This window comes from Streptomyces sp. WAC06614 (genome assembly GCF_003949795.1).
Taxonomy (GTDB): Bacteria; Actinomycetota; Actinomycetes; order Streptomycetales; family Streptomycetaceae; genus Streptomyces.
Map to the genome: position 1 here is coordinate 1 of NZ_RPRY01000027.1, position 17,991 is coordinate 17,991.

The window sequence follows — 17,991 nt, forward strand, 5'->3', positions numbered from 1 at the left end:
TGGTGGCGGCGTGCGAGACGTACGACCGGGCGCTCGCCGAGGCCGGCGGGGTCGACCTCCAGCTCCTCGGCATCGGGACCGACGGGCACATCGGGTTCAACGAGCCGTGCTCCTCGCTGGCCTCGCGGACGCGGATCAAGACGCTGACGGAGCAGACGCGCGTCGACAACGCGCGGTTCTTCGACAACGACATCGACCAGGTGCCCCACCATGTGATCACCCAGGGCATAGGCACGATCCTGGACGCGCGGCACCTGGTGCTGCTCGCCACAGGTGAGGGCAAGGCCGAGGCCGTGGCCCAGACGGTGGAGGGGCCGCTGTCGGCGCTCGTGCCGGCGTCGGCGCTGCAGTTGCACCGGCATGCCACGGTGGTCGTGGACGAGGCGGCTGCCTCGAAGCTGAAGCTGGCGGACTACTTCCGCCATGCGTACGGCAACAAGCCGAGCTGGCAGGGCCTGTAGCCCTGCACCCGCCAAGGCCGGGCCCCCTCCTCCGGGACCCGGCCTTCGCCGTCCCCCCTCGCACGGGGGCTCCACCCCCGTGCCCCGGGTCCTCGAACGCCGGACGGGCTGAAAGCGTCCTGGGGCTCCGCCCCGGACCCCGCGCCTCGAACGCCGGCGGGGCCGGACAGGTACGCGGGGGCTGGATGAAAGCCCGCGCGGCGATCGAGCGCACCAGGGCGGGCAGCGCCCGGTCCGCCCGCCGCAGCCCGCACCTGCCCGGCGAGGCCGGCCACCAATGATCCGGCCCCGCCGGCGTTCGAGGCGCGGGGGTGCGGGGGCAGAGCCCCCGAAACCCGGAGCGGGGGCCCGGGCCCCCGGTCGCAGGGGGCCGCGGGGACGGTCAGGCCCCCGCTACGACCTCGGCCGCGGCCCGGCCGCATACGCGGGAGGCGCCGTGGGTCGCCACGTGGTAGGCGCCGGTCGGGGCCGCCCGGGGTACGCCCATCTCCACGACCACGGTGTCCGGCCGCGCCGAGATCAGCTCGGACAGGGTCCGGGCCATCCACGGGTGGCGGTGGGCGTCGCGGACCACCGCGACGATCGTGCGGTCGCCCGCCGCCGCCAGGACCTCCGCCGCCGTCACGCCCTCCGGGTGCACGGCCCCGGCCGTGTCCGGCAGCAGGGCCGCCAGCTCCGCGGCCACGCCCCACGGGGTCTCGTCGCCCACGGCGATGTTCGCCACGGGCGCGAGCGTGGCGACGTACGGGCGGGTCACCGGGACCGGGGTGCCCGACACCCGCAGCGCCCGCCTCGCGGCCACCAGGCCGACGCCGGGGCCGGGCGCGCTCCCCTCCTGCGGCGCGCCCGGCGCGGCGGCGGCCCGGGCGCGCCGGGTCCACTCGGCGAGGGCCCGGACCCGGGCGGCGGCGTCGGCGAGCCGCTCCTCGGGCAGGGCGCCCCCGCGCACGGCGTCCACCAGGGCGTCGCGCAGGCGCAGCACGGTGGCCTCGTCGGCCAGGCCGCCGCCCACACAGATGGCGTCCGCGCCGGCCGCGATCGCCAGGACCGAGCCCCGCTCGATCCCGTAGGTGCCGGCGATGGCGTTCATCTCCATGCCGTCGGTGACGATCAGCCCCTCGTAGCCGAGCTCCTTGCGCAGCAGCCCGGTCAGGACGAGCGGGCTGAGCGTGGCCGGGCGGACCGGGTCGAGGGCCGGGACCAGGATGTGGGCGCTCATCACGGCCTTGGTGCCGGCCGCGACGGCGGCCCGGAACGGGACCAGCTCGCGCTCGGCCAGCGTGTCGAGGTCCACGTCGATGCGCGGCAGCGCGTGGTGGGAGTCGACGTTGGTGTCGCCGTGGCCGGGGAAGTGCTTGGTGCAGGCGGCCACGCCGGCCGCCTGGAGGCCCTCCACGTACGCGGCGGTGTGCCGGGCCGCGAGGTCCGGGGAGGCACCGAAGGAGCGGACGCCGATGACCGGGTTGTCGGGGTTGGAGTTGACGTCCGCGGACGGGGCCCAGTTGAGGTTGACCCCGCACTCGGCCAGGCGGCGGCCCAGCTCGTGGGCCACGTCCCGGGTCAGGGCGGTGTCGTCGACGGCGCCCAGGGCGAGGTTGCCGGGGAAGCTGGAGCCCTGGCGGACCTCCAGGCGGGTGACGTCGCCGCCCTCCTCGTCGATGGCGACGAGCACGTCCTCGCGTTCGGCGCGCAGCTGCGCGGTCAGCGCGGCCAGCTGTCCGGGCGAGGCGATGTTGCGGCCGAACAGGCCGACGGAGGTCAGGCCTTGGGAGACCTGGCGCAGCAGCCAGGCGGGGGCGGTGGTGCCTTCGAAGCCGGGCTGGAGGACCGCCAGGGCGTCACGGGTGACCGTGTCGGGGCGGTGCGCAAGGACTGTCATGGGTGCCGTTATCCCTTCACTGCGCCGGCGGTCATCCCGCCGACGGCCTTGCGCTGGAGGAAGACGAAGACGAGCAGGACCGGCAGGGCGAACAGCGTGGAGGCGGCCATGGTGGCGCCCCAGTCGTTGCCGAAGGCGGTCTGGAACTGGGTCAGCCACAGGGGCAGGGTCTGCGCGGACTTGTCCTTGTCGAGGATCAGGACCATCGCGAACTCGTTCCAGGCGGTGATGAAGCCGAAGAGCGAGGTGGACATCAGGCCCGGGGCCAGCAGCGGGAAGATGACCTTGCGGAAGGCCTGGCCGCGGGTGCAGCCGTCGATCTGGGCGGCCTCCTCCAGGGTCACCGGGACGGCGGCGATGAAGCCGCGCAGGGTCCAGATGGTGAAGGGCAGGACCATCACGAAGTAGATCGCGGTGAGCAGCGGGAGGCTGTTCAGCATCTCGGAGTCCCGGGCGATCATGTACATCGCGATGACCATGACCTCCCAGGGGGCCATCTGCGCCATCATCACGCCGAGGACCATCGCCTTGCGGCCCTTGAACTTCATCCGGGCGATGGCGAAGGACGCGGCGAGGGCGACGAGCAGCGCCAGCAGCACGGCGCTGACGGTGACGACCAGGCTGTTGGTGACGTAGGTCCAGAACAGGTCGACGGCGGTGGCGGTGCCGAAGTTGTCGAAGGTCGGGGTGAAGAGGAAGACCGGGTCCTTGGTGAGGATCTGGCTCGACGGCTTCAGGGCCGAGGAGAACATCCAGTAGACCGGGAAGACGAACACCACCGCGAGCAGGAGCGCGCCGAGGTTCTTCGCCACGGCGGCGGGGCGCAGCGGCTTGCGGGTGCGGAGGGTCTGCGCGGGCTTGGGTGCGGTGGTGCTCACTGCTCCTCCTCCTGCTTCAGGATCAGGCGGAAGTAGAACGACATGACGACCAGGAGCATCAGGATCGTCAGGACGGAGATGGCGGCGGCGAGGCCGTAGTGCTGCTGGGACTGGCCCTCGATGTAGGCGAAGACCGGGAGGGTCTCGGAGGCGCGGTCGGGGCCGCCGGCGCGCATCGCGTAGACCTGGGTGAAGGCCTTGAAGACCCAGATGACCTCAAGGAAGGTGGTGACCAGGAAGAAGGGCTTGAGGTTGGGGAAGACGACCTTCCAGAACGTCTGCCAGCCGTTGGCGCCGTCCATCCGGGCGGCCTCGTACAGCTCGGCGCCGACGGTGGTCAGGCCGGCGTACATGTTGAGCGCGACGAACGGGATGGAGCCCCAGACCACCAGGATGGTGATGATCACCAGGGTGGAGAAGCCAGTCTCGAACCAGTTGTGCTGCTCGTAGCCGGCGAAGCCCAGCGTGCGCATCAGCCAGTTGACGACGCCGAACTGCTCGTCGAAGAGCCACTGGAAGACGGTGACGGAGGCGACGATCGGCATGGCCCAGGCCATCACCAGGGCCAGCGAGAGGACCAGGCGCATCGTCTTGCCGAGCCGGTTCAGCAGGATGCCGATGAGGCTGCCGAGCACCATGATCAGCGCGACGTTGGCGGCCGTGAAGACGAAGCTGCGCACGACCACGGTCCAGAACCGGGAGTCGCCGAGCAGCGCGGTGTAGTTGTCCAGGCCGACGAAGGGGGCCTTGCGCTGGATCAGCTCGATCTTGTTGACCTGCTGGAACGACAGCAGGATGTTCTTGAAGAGCGGGTAGAGCAGCAGTCCGGCGAGGGCGAGGACGGCCGGGGCGACGAGCGCGTACGGCAGCCAGCCCGAGGGGAGCGACGCTCTGGCGCGGCGAGGGGAACCGGAGGTCCGGCCGGCTGCGGCCGGGGGCGTCTTCGGGCGTCCGGCGGACGGCGGTGGTGCGTCCTGTGGAGCGCTGGGCGCCGCTCCCTGGGAGTGCACGGTCATGGCGGTGGTTTCCTCGCGTTGACTTAAGGAGTCACATGCGCGACCAGGGGTACGGCCGGCGCCCGGGCGCCCGCGCCGTACCCCGGTGCGTTCACTGCTGGTGGTGCGTGGTGCGTGACGGGTGGTGCGTGGGGAGAGGTGCTGCGGGCCGCGTCACTTGTTGATGCGGCTCGCGATCTCCTTGTCGGCCGCCTCGCCCGCCTTCACGGCGTCCTCGCCCTTGAGCACCTTGGTCATGTACTCCTTGATCGGGTTGGGCTCGGTCTCGACGTTGGCCCAGCCCGCGGTCACCGGTGTGATCTTGCCGTTGACGGCGCCCTTGGCCATGGACTCGGCGAAGGAGCCCGCGGCGGCGGCGAAGTTGGCGGCCTGCTGGTTGGGCAGCAGCGCGCCCTCGGTGGCGGCGGCGTACTTGGTCATCTGGTCCTTGCCCGCGGCCAGGGCCAGCCACTCCTTGGCGAGGTCCTTGTTCTTGGAGCGCTCGGCCACGGCGAGGTTGGAGCCGCCGAGGAAGACGGAGCCGGGCTTGTCGGCGGTCTTGCCCGGGATCGGGAAGTAGCCGAAGTCGCCCTCCTTGCCCGCTTCCTTCAGGGCCTTCAGCGCGCCCTGGGCCTCCCAGCCCAAACCGATCCAGGAGGCGACGCCGCCCTTGGGGACGATGTCGGTGGACTGCTGCGGGGTGGCCTCGTCCTTGTCCTTGGGAGCGGTGGAGTAGGACTGGAGCTTCTTGTAGAACTCCATCGCGGAGGCGGCCTGCGGGGTGCCGAGCTGGCCCTTCCACTTGCCGCCGTCCTTGACGGCGAGGTCGCCGCCCTCGTCCCAGATGAAGCCGGCGAGGACGTACCAGCTCTGGCCCGGGAGGTAGATCGGCTGCGACGCCGGGTCGGCGGCCTTCAGCTTCTCCAGGCCGGCGATCCACTCGTCGCGGGTCTTCGGAGCGGTGATGCCGGCCTTCTCGAAGGCCTTCTTGTCGTAGACCACGACGCGGTTGGCGGCGTACCAGGGGGCCGAGTACAGCTTGCCGTCGACCTCGGCGGAGCTGAGCATGCCCTTCTGCCAGGCGTCGGCGCCGAGCTTGGACTTGTCACCCGTGAGGTCGGCGAGGCCGCCGGTGACCGCGTAGCCGGCGGTCTGGGTGTTGCCGAGCTCGATGACGTCCGGCGGGGTGTTCTCGGAGAGGGCGGTGGTGACCTTCTCCTGGATGCCCTTCCACTGCTGGGTCTCGACCTTGACCTTGGTGTTCGGGTGCTTGGCCTCGAACTCCTTGTTGACCTCGTCGAGCCAGGCCTTCGGCGCGGAGCCGTCCATCACCCATACGGTGACGGTCTTGTTTCCGTTGGCGTCGGCCGTACCCTTGTCGTCGCCACCATTGCCACAAGCCGCGACACCGGCCATCATGCCCGCGACACCGACCGCCGCGATGAGCTTGCGCTTCACGCCACCCTCCTCAGGGATGCTGTCTGCACTTCCCTTGCCCGCCGCGATGACATACGCCAAGTACTGCTTGTGGGGCCGGGATCTGATCCAGATTGGTTTAGACCAGTACCCGGAGCTTGGCCTAGACCTTTAGGGGTGTCAAGGGTCTAATGAGCGGGGGTCACGTCCGTTACCGGACCGACACCTCGGGGCGGGGGCGAGGTACGCCCTCCACACCGTGTCACCATGTGACCGCAGATAACGGAGGAGCCGGTGACGGCAGCGAAACTGGAGTCGGGAAGGCGGGCGGCCATGGCCACCGATGGGGAGTCCGGGGAGCCGGAGGGCGGGGCGGCCACCCGCACCGCACGGGTGCCCAAGTACTACCGACTCAAGCGGCACTTGCTCGACATGACCGAGACCCTGCCGCCCGGCACGCCGGTGCCCCCGGAGCGCACCCTCGCGGCCGAGTTCGACACCTCGCGGACCACCGTCCGCCAGGCCCTGCAGGAGCTCGTCGTCGAGGGCCGGCTGGAGCGGATCCAGGGCAAGGGCACCTTCGTGGCCAAGCCCAAGGTCTCCCAGGCCCTGCAACTGACCTCGTACACCGAGGACATGCGCGCCCAGGGCCTGGAGCCCACCTCCCAGCTGCTGGACATCGGCTACGTGACCGCCGACGACACCCTGGCCGGGCTGCTCAAGATCGCCACCGGCGGGCGGGTGCTGCGCATCGAGCGGCTGCGCCTGGCCAGCGGTGAGCCCATGGCCATCGAGACCACCCACCTGTCGGCCAAGCGGTTCCCGGCCCTGCGCCGCCAGCTCGCCAAGTACACCTCGCTCTACACGGCCCTCGCCGAGGTCTACGACGTCCACCTCGCCGAGGCCGAGGAGACGATCGAGACCTCGCTGGCGACCCCGCGCGAGGCCGGGCTGCTGGGCACCGACGTCGGCCTGCCGATGCTGATGCTCTCCCGGCACTCCCTGGACGCGGACGGCGAACCCGTCGAGTGGGTACGGTCGGTGTACCGCGGCGATCGTTACAAGTTCGTGGCTCGGCTCCAGCGCCCCGCCGTCTGATTCGTAGTTGACTCTCGTACCGCTATGCGGACGGGGGCTTACGCCAGGCGGGCGGGCCCCCGTAGATTCCTGCGCTCACTGCAGATGATCAACGAGGGGACGAGGATCATGCCAGAACCAGGATCAACCGGCACGGAACGGAACGCGGCGAGTCCGGGCGGCCCCACGGACTCGCTCCCCTCCACCGCTCCCCCGTCCCGGGTGACGCCGAAGTCGATCGCCGGCTGGTCGCTCGTCGCCCTGGTCGGTGCGGTCGGCTGGAGCGTCCTGGCGCTCTCCCGCGGCGAGGAGGTCTCGGCCGCGTGGATGCTCGCGGCGGCCCTGGGCTCGTACGCGATCGCGTACCGCTTCTACTCCCGCTTCATCGCCCACCGCGTGCTCAAGGTGGACAAGACCCGGGCCACTCCCGCCGAACGCCTCGACAACGGTGTCGACTTCCACCCGACCGACCGGCGGGTGCTCTTCGGCCACCACTTCGCCGCCGTCGCGGGCGCCGGCCCGCTGGTCGGCCCGGTGCTCGCCGCGCAGATGGGCTATCTGCCGGGCACCATCTGGATCGTCGCCGGCGTGATCTTCGCTGGCGCCGTCCAGGACATGGTCACGCTGTTCTTCTCCACCCGGCGCGACGGGCGTTCGCTCGGCCAGATGGCCCGGGACGAGATCGGCCCGTTCGGCGGGGCCGCGGCGCTGGTCGCCGTGTTCGCCATCATGATCATCCTGCTGGCGGTGCTCGCCCTGGTCATCGTCGGGGCGCTCGCGCACTCGCCGTGGGGTGTCTTCTCCATCGGGATGACCATCCCGATCGCCCTGTTCATGGGCCTGTACCTGCGGATCCTGCGCCCGGGGCGGGTCACCGAGGTCTCGCTGATCGGTGTGGCCCTGCTGCTGCTCGCGATCGTGGCGGGCGGCTGGGTGGCCGAGTCGTCCTGGGCGGAGTTCTTCACGCTGAAGCCGACCACGCTGGTCATCTGGATGGTGGCCTACGGCTTCCTGGCCTCGGTCCTGCCGGTGTGGCTGCTGCTCGCGCCGCGCGACTACCTGTCCACCTTCATGAAGGTCGGCACGATCGCGCTGATGGCCGTCGGTGTCGCGGTGGCGGTGCCGACGCTGAAGATGGACGCCATCACCTCGTTCGCGGGCCGCGGCGACGGGCCGGTGTTCGCCGGGTCCATGTTCCCGTTCGTCTTCATCACCATCGCCTGCGGCGCCCTGTCCGGGTTCCACGCGCTGGTCTCCTCGGGCACCACCCCGAAGATGGTGCAGAAGGAGACCCAGATCCGGATGATCGGCTACGGGTCGATGCTGACCGAGTCCTTCGTCGCGATCATGGCGATGATCGCCGCCTGCATCATCGAGCCGGGCCTGTTCTTCGCGGTCAACTCGCCCGCCGGGTTCATCGGCACCACCGTGCAGTCGGCCTCCGAGGCGGTCTCCCACCTCGGGTTCGCCATCACGCCCGAGCAGCTCACACAGGCGGCCAAGGACGTGGAGGAGGCCAGCCTGCTGTCGCGGACCGGTGGCGCACCGACGTTCGCACTCGGAATGTCGCAGATCTTCTCCTCGGTGTTCGGCGGGGCGTCGATGAAGGCGTTCTGGTACCACTTCGCGATCATGTTCGAGGCGCTGTTCATCCTCACCACGCTCGACGCGGGCACCCGGGTGGGGCGGTTCATGCTCCAGGACATGCTGGGCAACGTCTACAAGCCGTTCAAGCAGATCAGCTGGAAGCCCGGCGTGTGGATCGCCAGCGCGCTGGTCGTCGGCGCCTGGGGCTACTTCCTGTGGGTCGGCGTGAAGGACCCGCTGGGCGGCATCAACCAGCTCTTCCCGCTGTTCGGGATCGCGAACCAGCTGCTGGCCGCGGTGGCCCTGGCGGTGTGCACCACGCTGCTGGTGAAGTCCGGGCGGCTGAAGTGGGCCTGGGTCACCGGTGTCCCGCTGCTCTGGGACGCGGCCGTGACGCTCACGGCGAGCTGGCAGAAGGTGTTCTCCGAGGACCCGCGGGTCGGGTTCTTCGCCCAGCGCGACAAGTACCAGGCCGGCATCGACGCCGGGAAGACGCTCGCCCCGGCGAAGAGCATGGACGACATGCACACCGTGGTCCTCAACTCCACGGTGGACGGCGTCCTGTCCGCCCTGTTCGCGATCCTGATCCTGATCGTGCTGGCCGATGCGGCCCGGGTCTGCGTCAAGGCCGTGCGCGACCCCGGGTCGGTGCGGCTGGCGGAGGTCCCGTGGACCGAGTCCCAGCTCGTCGCGCCGGCCGGGCTGTTCCCGACGGCCGAGGAGAAGGCCGAGCTGGCCGCGGCCGGCCTGGACTCCGGAGGTGGCCGGGCCAAGGAACCGGTCGGATGACCGCCCTGCGGGACCGCCTGGCCCGGATCCGGTACTACGTCCGCGAGTTCTCGGGCGAGGCGGCGTACGACCGCTACGTCGCCCACGCCCGCGCCCACGACCCGACCGCCGAGGTCATGACCCGCCGCGCCTTCGAACGCGCCCGCACGGACGCCCGCGAGGCCGACCCCCGCGAAGGCTTCCGCTGCTGCTGAGGCCGACCGGCCATGAAGGGCCCCGCCGGACCACCGGCGGGGCCCTTCATGCTGTCCGGGCCAGCGCACCCCGTCCTTGAGGACCTCGGTCCGGAGGGTGATGCCGACGGGGTCGGGGAGGTGGACGTCCTTGCCGAAAGGCACGGTGCGCACGATTTCGTAGTGCATCCCGTTGGGCTCACCGTGCACGGACACGGGGCGGCTGTGCGGGCGAGGGTCTCGAACTCTTCCGTCAGCATCTGGGGATGTTCGGCCATGACGGTCCTACCTCACTCGCCTTCCTGGGAGGTGCTCGCTCCGACGATAGCGGAGAGGTACGACACACGACGCTGCGTCGCCGGGCGACACAACATCTAGGGGGTCACACAGACATGGCCCCCCACATGTATGCTCGTCCTCGCTGTCGCCGCAGGGGAATCCGGTGGGAATCCGGAACTGTCCCGCAACGGTATGAAGTGTCCGGCCGCCCGGGCGCCAAGTCCGATGACCTGCCGACGGCGCGCCCGGGTCGACCGTCCCGGACGCCGACCACGTCCGGGCCTCGCGGTTGGGCCGGTGGACGCCGTGCGGTGCACATGAGCCTTCGTCGCTCCCGCCTGCCCGCGCGCGCTCCCGCCTGCCCCGCCGTTCGATGAGCCGGAGCCGAGCGAGGGAGAGCCCCCCGTGACCATCGCGCCTGCCGCATCGCGCGCCGAGTCCGACCTGCCCGAGTCCGCCGCCGAGGCCGGCGGCCCCGGGGCCGCGCTGCTGCGCACCCTCACGGAACTGACCGCCGACCTGCCCGACACCGACCCCGGCCGGGTCGCCGCCGCCGCCCTGCGCGGCCGCAGCGCCGACGCGGACGAGGCCGAGCTGCGCGGGCTGGCCACCGAGGCCGCCGCCGGTCTGATCTCCGAGGACCCGGCCTACTCCCGGCTCGCCGCCCGGCTGCTGACCCTCGCCGTCGCCGACGAGGCGGCCGGCCAGGGCGCCACCTCCTTCTCCGCCTCCGTCGCGGTCGGTCACCGCGAGGGCCTGATCGCCGACCGCACCGCCGCGTTCGTCGCCGCCCACGCCGCCCGCCTGGACGCGCTGGTCGAGCACGCGCTCGCCGAAGGCGCCGACGACCGGTTCGGCTTCTTCGGCCTGCGCACCCTGCACAGCCGCTACCTCCTGCGCCACCCGATCACCCGTCAGGTCATCGAGACCCCGCAGCACTTCATGCTGCGCGTGGCCTGCGGCCTGGCCGAGGACGACAGCGTGCGCGCGGTCGAGGAGGTCTCGTCCCTCTACGGGCTGATGAGCCGGCTGGACTACCTGCCCTCCTCCCCCACCCTGTTCAACTCCGGCACCCGGCACCCGCAGATGTCCTCCTGCTACCTGCTGGACTCCCCGCTGGACGAGCTGGACTCGATCTACGGCCGCTACCACCAGGTGGCCCGGCTGTCCAAGCACGCCGGCGGCATCGGTCTGTCGTACTCGCGCATCCGCGCCCGCGGCTCGCTGATCCGCGGCACCAACGGCCACTCCAACGGCATCGTGCCGTTCCTGAAGACCCTCGACGCCTCCGTCGCCGCCGTGAACCAGGGCGGCCGCCGCAAGGGCGCCGCCGCCGTCTACCTGGAGACCTGGCACGCGGACATCGAGGAGTTCCTGGAGCTGCGCGACAACACCGGTGAGGACGCCCGGCGCACGCACAACCTGAACCTCGCGCACTGGATCCCGGACGAGTTCATGCGCCGCGTGAACGCCGACGGGCAGTGGTCGCTGTTCTCCCCCGCCGACGTCCCGGAGCTGGTCGACCTCTACGGCGAGGAGTTCGACGCCGCCTACCTCAAGGCCGAGGCCGCGGGCCTGGCCAAGAAGACCATGCCGGCCCGGGACCTGTACGGCCGCATGATGCGCACCCTCGCGCAGACCGGCAACGGCTGGATGACGTTCAAGGACGCCTCCAACCGCACCGCCAACCAGACGGCGCTGCCCGGCCGCGTGGTGCACTCCTCGAACCTGTGCACCGAGATCATCGAGGTCACCAACGACGACGAGACCGCCGTCTGCAACCTCGGCTCGGTCAACCTCGGCGCGTTCGTCCTGACCGAGACCGGCGACCTGGACTGGGAGCGCCTGGACGAGACCGTCCGCACCGCCGTGACCTTCCTCGACCGCGTGGTGGACATCAACTTCTACCCGACCGAGCAGGCCGGCAACTCCAACGCCAAGTGGCGCCCGGTGGGCCTGGGCGCGATGGGTCTGCAGGACGTCTTCTTCAAGCTGCGCCTGCCGTTCGACTCCGACGCGGCCAAGGCGCTGTCCACGAAGATCGCCGAGCGGATCATGCTGGCCGCCTACGAGGCCTCCGCCGACCTCGCCGAGCGCAGCGGCCCGCTGCCGGCGTGGGCGGAGACCCGGACCGCGCAGGGCGTGCTGCACCCCGACCACTACGGGGTCACCCACCACTGGCCCGAGCGCTGGGAGGCGCTGCGCGCCCGGATCGCGAAGACCGGCATGCGCAACTCGCTGCTGCTGGCCATCGCCCCCACCGCCACCATCGCCTCGATCGCGGGCGTGTACGAGTGCATCGAGCCGCAGGTCTCCAACCTCTTCAAGCGCGAGACCCTCAGCGGTGAGTTCCTCCAGGTCAACGGCTACCTGGTGGAGGACCTCAAGAAGCTGGGCGTCTGGGACGCGCAGACCCGCGAGGCGCTGCGCGACTCCTCCGGCTCGGTCCAGGGCTTCGGCTGGATCCCGGCCGAGGTCCGCGAGCTGTACCGCACGGCGTGGGAGATCCCGCAGCGCGGCCTGATCGACATGGCGGCGGCCCGTACGCCGTACCTGGACCAGAGCCAGTCGCTCAACCTCTTCATGGAGACGCCCACCATCGGCAAGCTCAGCTCGATGTACGCGTACGCCTGGAAGCAGGGCCTGAAGACCACCTACTACCTGCGCTCCCGTCCGGCGACGAAGATCGCCCGCGCCGCCCAGGCACAGCCGGCGGCCACCCCCGCCCCCCTTCCGCAGGCCGTCGACGCCGACGCGCTGGCCTGCTCCCTTGAGAACCCCGAGTCCTGCGAGGCCTGCCAGTGATGAGCACCACCCGAAAGCAAAACCTTCTCGACCCGGGCTTCGAGCTGACCCTGCGTCCGATGCGCTACCCGGACTTCTACGAGCGCTACCGGGACGCGATCAAGAACACGTGGACGGTGGAGGAGGTCGACCTCCACTCCGACGTGGCCGACCTCGCCAAGCTGACCCCGGCCGAGCAGCACATGATCGGCCGCCTGGTGGCGTTCTTCGCCACCGGCGACTCGATCGTCGCGAACAACCTGGTGCTGACGCTGTACAAGCACATCAACTCCCCGGAGGCGCGCCTGTACCTGTCGCGCCAGCTCTTCGAGGAGGCCGTGCACGTCCAGTTCTACCTGACCCTGCTGGACACCTACCTGCCCGACCCGGACGACCGCGCGGCCGCCTTCGACGCCGTCGAGAACATCCCGTCGATCCGCGAGAAGGCGCAGTTCTGCTTCAAGTGGATGGACTCGGTCGAGAAGATCGAGAAGCTGGAGACGGCCGCCGACCGCCGCCGCTTCCTGCTGAACCTGATCTGCTTCGCCGCCTGCATCGAGGGCCTGTTCTTCTACGGCGCCTTCGCCTACGTGTACTGGTTCCGCAGCCGCGGCCTGCTGCACGGCCTGGCCACCGGCACCAACTGGGTGTTCCGCGACGAGACCATGCACATGAACTTCGCCTTCGAGGTCGTGGACACGGTCCGCAAGGAGGAGCCGGAGCTCTTCGACGACGCGCTCCAGCAGCAGGTCACCGACATGCTGAAGGAGGCCGTCGAGGCGGAGCTGCAGTTCGGCCGCGACCTGTGCGGTGACGGCCTGCCCGGCATGAACACCGAGTCGATGCGCGAGTACCTCCAGTGCGTCGCCGACCAGCGTCTGGTCCGCCTCGGCTTCGCGCCGGTCTACGGCTCGGCGAACCCGTTCTCGTTCATGGAGCTCCAGGGCGTCCAGGAGCTGACGAACTTCTTCGAGCGCCGCCCGTCGGCCTACCAGGTCGCCGTCGAGGGCACGGTCGACCTCGACGAGGACTTCTAGTCCGCACTCCGCACCACGGACGAAGGCCCCGCACCGGAACGATCCGGTGCGGGGCCTTCGGCGTGCGCGTGGACGGGCGGGAAGCCCGGCCCCTGGTCCGGCCCTACTCGTTGGGGACGGTCTCGTAGCGCGGGGTGCCCTCGGCCATCTGGCGCAGGGCGTCCTTGCGGTCCCGCTTGGAGAGCTTGTCGATGTACAGGAAGCCGTGCAGGTGGTCGGTCTCGTGCTGGAGGCAGCGCGCGAAGTAGCCGGTGCCTCGGACCTTGATCGGGTTGCCCTGGGCGTCCTGGCCGGTCACCTCGGCGTAGTCGGGGCGCGGCAGCGAGGCGTAGGCGGTGGGGACCGACAGGCAGCCCTCGTTGGAGTCGTCGAGCACCCGGGCGGCGGCCGGCAGGTCGACCAGCTTCGGGTTGACCACGACGCCGGTGTGGCGCACGCCCTCGTCGTCCGGGCAGTCGTAGACGAAGACCTTCTGGTCCACGCCGATCTGGTTGGCGGCCAGGCCCACGCCCTCGGCGGCCCGCTGGCTGGCGAACATGTCGTCGATCAGCTGCGCCAGTTCGGCGCCGAACTCGGTGACGTCCTTGCACTCCCGGTGCAGCACCGGGTTGCCGACGACCGTGATCGGGCGCGCGGTGCCGCGCTCACGGTGGGCGAGCTCACGCGCCTCACAGTCCTCGGTGTCCACGACGTATCCGTCGGCATCGACCTTGAGGACCTCGTTCTCCTGCTGCGCCATGTCCCGCGTACGCCTTCCCTGAAGCCACTGGTGTGCCCGTACAGCCTACGTGCAGGGATCAGCAGACTTCTTCGAGATCCCGCCATTCCCGGGTGTCCGGGCTGTCGGCGACCCAGCCGTCCAGCAGTCCGCGGACCAGTCCGGCCGGGGCCGCGATGCCGCACTCCCGCTCGGGCACCCACAGGGAACCGGAGCCGGCCGTGCGGTGCCCGAGCGGGCCGGGGTGGCCCGGTTCGCTGTGGTCGTGCGGGTCGAGGTGCTCGCCGTCGCCCTCGTCGCTGGGCATGGAGCTCTCCGAGCAGGTCCGGCACAGCAGCCGCACCGACGAGGACCAGTCCTCGGCGGCGAAGCCGGCGTCGGAGGCGAGTCGCTCCAGGGCGTCGCGGTCGGCCTCGGTGGCGGCCTCCAGCAGCACCACCCAGGTCGGTACCGGGGACGGCGCCCACAGCTCGATCTCGTCGAAGACCGGGTACGCGGGCCCGGCCGCGGTGACCCGCTCGCCGTGCGGGACCCCGTCGTGCAGCACGACCTCGCCCCAGCGCCGGCCCGAGGAGGGCAGCGGGATGGACAGGACCTCCATCCGCGCCGGGTCCAGCCGGCGGCCCCAGACCACCTCGGCCTCGCCCTCGGGCGAGAGCCGCACGGCGGCGCTGCCCAGCTCCATCCCGACCGGTTCGCCGGTGCCGGCCGCGCCGTGCGGCTCGCCCGGCACCCGCAGCCCGTAGGCCTGCCAGGCCCGGCGCGCCAGCGGCCAGTCCTGCAGGGCGGTGGCGGCGATGCCGACGTTCCACCAGTCCGGCGCACCGGTCTCGCGGTCGAGCAGGGCCACGGCCCGCAGTCCGGCGGCCCGCGCCTGTTCCCAGTCGTGCCGGAACTTGTGCAGCAGCGCCAGGTTGAACCAGGACTCCGACAGCCACGGTTCCAGGTCGGCCGCTCTGGTCAGCAGGGCGCCCGCGTCCTCGTACCGACCGTCGCCGATCAGCGTGAACGCGCGGTCGGTGGCCTGCCGCCACGAGGCGGAGGGCCGATGCCGTACCTTCCCGAAGATCCTCACGATTCCCGCCTGTGGGGGTCCCCCCAGCGGTGGCTGGGGGATTAACGGTGCAGCCTGGTGGACACTCTCACTTCGCATCCAACCATGCCCACTCGGACGGCCGCTCATTACCCATGGGTTACCCCGGTGGGACGGGTACGACTCTGGCACGTCCGTCCCGGGCGAGAACCCGCGCGAGGCCCTCCACGACCTCCGGCTGGTAGTCCCGGGCCGTGCCGAGGCGCAGCTGTTCCAGGGCCGCCAATGAGCCACCCGGGTGACGGCTCCCGCCGACCAGGTCCTCGTAGGCGTTGACCACCCGGACGATACGGGCCGCGACCGGCTGCTCACGGTACGGATCGGCCTGCCGTTCCACCACCACCGCGACCTCGGCCGGCACCCCGGTCTGCCGGGCCACCTCCCCGCCGAGCTCCGCGATCCGCCGGGCCTCGGCCGCCGCCAGCGGGGCGGTCGCCCCGGCCGGGACGGGGTCGATCAGGGAGAGCTGGCCGATGTCGTGCATCAGCGCCGCGTACTCCAGCACGGTCAGCTCCCGCTCCGACAGGCCCAGCTCCCGGCCGACCGCGCAGCTCAGGGCCGCGACCCGGCGGGCGTGGCCGGGCGGGGTGTACCCGGCGATCTCGGTGGCCCGGGCCAGCGAGGTGATGGTCTGGCGGTAGGTGGTGCGGATCGCGGTGATCCGGCGGAACGACATCTGGGTCAGCAGCAGCGGCACGCTGAAGGCGGGCAGCGCCCACAGCCCGGCGACGGCCACCCCGAGACCCATCACCACCCCCGTGGCGCAGATCGCCGAGCCGATCCCGGCCAGCGCCCGCAGTTCGTCGCGCAGCAGGGGCCCGTACGGCCAGCCGGTGCGCGCCCCGGCCAGCGCGGCGGCGAGCACGGCGTCGCACAGGGCGGTCAGGCCCAGCAGCCCGAGCAGCAGGAACACCAGGTACGGGCCCTGGCCGACGCTCTCGGCCAGCCGCCCGGAGTGGTAGAGCGGCCGGAAGCAGGCGGCGGCGAAGGCCACGGTGAGCACCCGCCGGGCCACGTCGTCCAGGGCCGGACCGCGGCCCCGGGCGACGTGCGGGACGATCCCGACGAGGGCGGCCGCGACGACCACGGCCACCACCTGGAGCACCCCGTGGTGGGTGGGCCGCCCGGCCGCGTGCCCGAGCAGCGCGTACGCCAGCGCCCCGGCCGAGCCGAGCGGGGCGGGGTGGCGGTCCTCGGCCGGATGGGGGTGGCCGGGCCGGGGCCGGCCGTCGCGCCGGGCCAGCTCGCCGACCGCGATCAGCACGCCGAAGGCGAGCGCGGTGCCGGGCTCGACGACGCCGTGCCAGAGCGTGTGTCCGAGCCCGGCCGCGGTCAGGGCGGCGGCGCCGGCCCGGACCGCCCAGGGCATGACCACCGCGCCGGGCCGCAGGCCGCCGGCCGGGACGGCGGCGGGCCTCACCCGCCGCCCCCGGCGGCCCGGGTCCGGCTGCCGGCGTCGCCCTGGGCGGGCATGCCCGGCAGGGCGGTGGTGCCGTCGGTGGCCGGGATCACCTGGAGGTCGGCGTCGGAGGTGACCACCGGGTGCCAGCCGTGCCGGCCGATGGCGCGGACCAGGGCACGGACCATGGCCGGGTCGAAGTGGGAGCCGGCGCAGCGCTGGAGTTCGGCGAGGGCGGTGGGCACCGGGCGGGCCCGGCTGTAGGAGCGGGTGGAGGTCATGGCGTCGAAGGCGTCGGCGACGGCCACCACCCGGGCCAGGACCGGGATCTGTTCCCCGCTCAGGCCGTAGGGGTAGCCGGAGCCGTCGATGCGTTCGTGGTGGTGCAGGATCGCCACCCGGGCCTCGCCGAGGAAGCCGATGCCGCGGACCATCTCGTGCCCGTACTCGGGGTGGAGTTCGATGACCTGGCGCTCCTGCGGGGTCAGCGGGCCGTCCTTGCGCAGCAGCCGGGTGGGGACGCCGAGCTTGCCGACGTCGTGCAGGATGCCCGCGATCCGGACGCATTCGAGGCGGTCCCCGTCCATGCCGAGCTCGCGGGCGATCATGGCGGAGGCCTGTCCGACCCGTTCGCTGTGGCCGCGGGTGTAGCGGTCCTTGATGTCGACGGCCTGCACCAGGGCCCTGATGGTGGCCTGGTGGGCGGCGCGTTCGCGGTGGTACTGGGCGAAGATCCAGCAGGAGAGGTACATCGGCAGCAGCACCAGCAGCGCGGCCGGCGGCCCGTACGGGCTGTGCCAGAGCACGGCCATCATCAGCCCGGCCAGGGCGTGCACGGCGTGCGGGGCCAGCGAGCGGGCGAGCAGTCCGCGCCAGGCCCGGGTGGCGGGGCGGCGTTCGGCGGCGACCAGGATGCCGCCGTCGAGGGCGGTGAGGACCAGGCAGAACACGGCGGCGGCGACGGCCGCGGGCAGCAGGACGTAGGGGAAGTCCGCGACCCAGTCCTGGCCCCCGCCGCCGAGCGCGGCCGGACCGTGCAGCAGGGCGAAGGCGTGGGCCGCGGCCCAGGCGGCCCCGGCCTGCTGGGCGGCGTGCCAGATCCGGCGGACCCCGGCGGGCCGTTGCACCACGGGCCCGGCCAGCGCGCCGGGGACCGCGACGAGCGCGGCGGCGGCCGGCGGGAGCAGGTAGACGGCGGCGAGCAGCACCGGCAGGAAGGAGCCGATGCCCTCGGGGGCCCGGCCGGCCGGCAGCGGGCACAGGCGGACCAGTTCGCAGCCGAGGTAGAGCCCGGTGAGGAGGACGACCGGAAGCAGGGGCACGTGCCCGTGCCGCAGCGCGGTCAGGGCGGGCAGCACACAGACGAGCGCACCGCCGACGGTGCTCAGGAGAAAGATCCGGGCCGCCGGCGGAAGTACCCGCATCG

At 71.8% G+C, this 17,991-nt stretch carries 14 protein-coding genes and 1 riboswitch; of the genes, 6 read left to right on the forward strand and 8 right to left on the reverse strand.

The annotated features are described in order from the left end of the window. A partial coding sequence (locus tag EF918_RS06010; protein WP_148141216.1) for a glucosamine-6-phosphate deaminase occupies positions 1-461 on the forward strand: 461 nt, incomplete at its 5' end. 382 nt (positions 462-843) lie between these two features. On the opposite strand, the gene EF918_RS06015 is transcribed toward EF918_RS06010, so the two are convergent. From EF918_RS06015 to EF918_RS06030, 4 genes are all read right to left on the reverse strand, one after another. Further along, the gene (locus EF918_RS06015; RefSeq protein ID WP_125641926.1) at positions 844-2,340 is read right to left on the reverse strand and encodes a glycoside hydrolase family 3 protein; all 1,497 of its coding nucleotides are present in this window, start codon (positions 2,338-2,340) and stop codon (positions 844-846) included. An 8-nt stretch (positions 2,341-2,348) separates the two neighbouring features. Further along, entirely contained in the window at positions 2,349-3,167 is an 819-nt protein-coding gene (locus EF918_RS06020) for a carbohydrate ABC transporter permease (RefSeq protein WP_260609874.1), read from the reverse strand. A 47-nt stretch (positions 3,168-3,214) separates the two neighbouring features. Next, entirely contained in the window at positions 3,215-4,234 is a 1,020-nt protein-coding gene (locus tag EF918_RS06025; protein ID WP_125641929.1) for a carbohydrate ABC transporter permease, read from the reverse strand. A 153-nt stretch (positions 4,235-4,387) separates the two neighbouring features. Further along, positions 4,388-5,671 carry an extracellular solute-binding protein gene (locus tag EF918_RS06030; protein ID WP_125641932.1) on the reverse strand — a complete coding sequence of 428 codons (1,284 nt, stop codon included), beginning with the start codon at positions 5,669-5,671 and terminating at the stop codon, positions 4,388-4,390. A gap of 291 nt (positions 5,672-5,962) precedes the next feature. On the opposite strand from EF918_RS06030, the gene EF918_RS06035 reads away from it, so the two are divergent. The 5 genes from EF918_RS06035 (at position 5,963) to EF918_RS06060 (ending at position 13,355) form a co-directional block, all read left to right on the forward strand. Next, positions 5,963-6,727, forward strand: coding sequence for a GntR family transcriptional regulator (locus tag EF918_RS06035; RefSeq protein ID WP_125641935.1), 765 nt, complete (start codon positions 5,963-5,965; stop codon positions 6,725-6,727). A gap of 201 nt (positions 6,728-6,928) precedes the next feature. Continuing rightward, positions 6,929-9,082, forward strand: a complete 2,154-nt coding sequence (locus EF918_RS06040; RefSeq protein WP_125641937.1) for a carbon starvation CstA family protein — start codon at positions 6,929-6,931, stop codon at positions 9,080-9,082. Continuing rightward, positions 9,079-9,276, forward strand: coding sequence for a YbdD/YjiX family protein (locus EF918_RS06045; RefSeq protein ID WP_125641939.1), 198 nt, complete (start codon positions 9,079-9,081; stop codon positions 9,274-9,276). Before EF918_RS06040 ends, EF918_RS06045 begins: the two co-directional genes overlap by 4 nt. A 412-nt stretch (positions 9,277-9,688) precedes the next feature. Further along, a riboswitch (cobalamin riboswitch) is annotated at positions 9,689-9,765 on the forward strand. Positions 9,766-9,939: 174 nt separating this feature from the next. After that, positions 9,940-12,339 (forward strand): ribonucleoside-diphosphate reductase subunit alpha, encoded by a 2,400-nt coding sequence (locus EF918_RS06055; RefSeq protein WP_125641940.1) that lies wholly within the window; start codon positions 9,940-9,942, stop codon positions 12,337-12,339. Beyond that, positions 12,339-13,355, forward strand: a complete 1,017-nt coding sequence (locus tag EF918_RS06060) for a ribonucleotide-diphosphate reductase subunit beta (RefSeq protein ID WP_125641943.1) — start codon at positions 12,339-12,341, stop codon at positions 13,353-13,355. The genes EF918_RS06055 and EF918_RS06060 overlap by 1 nt, the downstream gene beginning before the upstream one ends. A 103-nt stretch (positions 13,356-13,458) precedes the next feature. Here the strand turns inward: EF918_RS06060 and def are convergent, their stop codons facing one another. The 4 genes from def to EF918_RS06080 all read right to left on the reverse strand — a co-directional run bounded on the left by def (position 13,459) and on the right by EF918_RS06080 (position 17,989). Then, positions 13,459-14,094: a peptide deformylase gene (gene def, locus EF918_RS06065; RefSeq protein ID WP_125641946.1), complete on the reverse strand. Its 636-nt coding sequence runs from the start codon at positions 14,092-14,094 to the stop codon at positions 13,459-13,461. A 58-nt stretch (positions 14,095-14,152) separates the two neighbouring features. Beyond that, positions 14,153-15,148, reverse strand: coding sequence for a hypothetical protein (locus tag EF918_RS06070; protein ID WP_125641948.1), 996 nt, complete (start codon positions 15,146-15,148; stop codon positions 14,153-14,155). 118 nt (positions 15,149-15,266) lie between these two features. Further along, entirely contained in the window at positions 15,267-16,535 is a 1,269-nt protein-coding gene (locus EF918_RS06075) for an HD domain-containing protein (protein ID WP_125642028.1), read from the reverse strand. 47 nt (positions 16,536-16,582) lie between these two features. Further along, complete coding sequence (locus EF918_RS06080; RefSeq protein WP_125641951.1) at positions 16,583-17,989, reverse strand: HD-GYP domain-containing protein; 1,407 nt, start codon at positions 17,987-17,989, stop codon at positions 16,583-16,585. Between the last annotated feature and the right edge of the window lie 2 nt (positions 17,990-17,991).